This is a genomic window from Rhodococcus sp. T2V, from assembly GCF_029269925.1.
Lineage (GTDB): Bacteria > Actinomycetota > Actinomycetes > Mycobacteriales > Mycobacteriaceae > Rhodococcus_F > Rhodococcus_F koreensis.
In genome coordinates, this window is record NZ_JARJBD010000561.1 from 1 (window position 1) to 330 (window position 330).

The 330-nt window shown below is 65.2% G+C and carries 1 pseudogene; it reads left to right on the top strand.

Annotated elements, in window-relative coordinates:
• Positions 1–109 (top strand): annotated as a pseudogene (locus P3H15_RS55420) (IS3 family transposase); the annotation flags it as partial.
• Between the last annotated feature and the right edge of the window lie 221 nt (positions 110–330).

Below are 330 nucleotides of genomic sequence, written 5' to 3' on the forward strand. Positions count from 1 at the left end.
CGAGATTCACGACGATTTCGATGGCACCTACGGGGCCCCGCGCATCACGGCCGAGCTGCGTGATGCCGGGATCGAGGTGAACCACAAGCGGGTGGAGCGGGTGATGCGTGTCTCACCATTCATTGCGGACGGTGGTCACGTAACCCCAGATAGGACGTCGGCATAACTCGAAGGAGCGGCGGGTCGATCCGCAGATCGTGGTCGGCCTGCTCGTCGACCGAGTGTTCGTCGCGGACCAGAATGCACCCGCATGGTGCCGCCGATGGTGACGACTTGTGCGTGTGACCACCCGTGGGCCTCACCGAAGTCCTGGGCGACGCGACGGCCGCG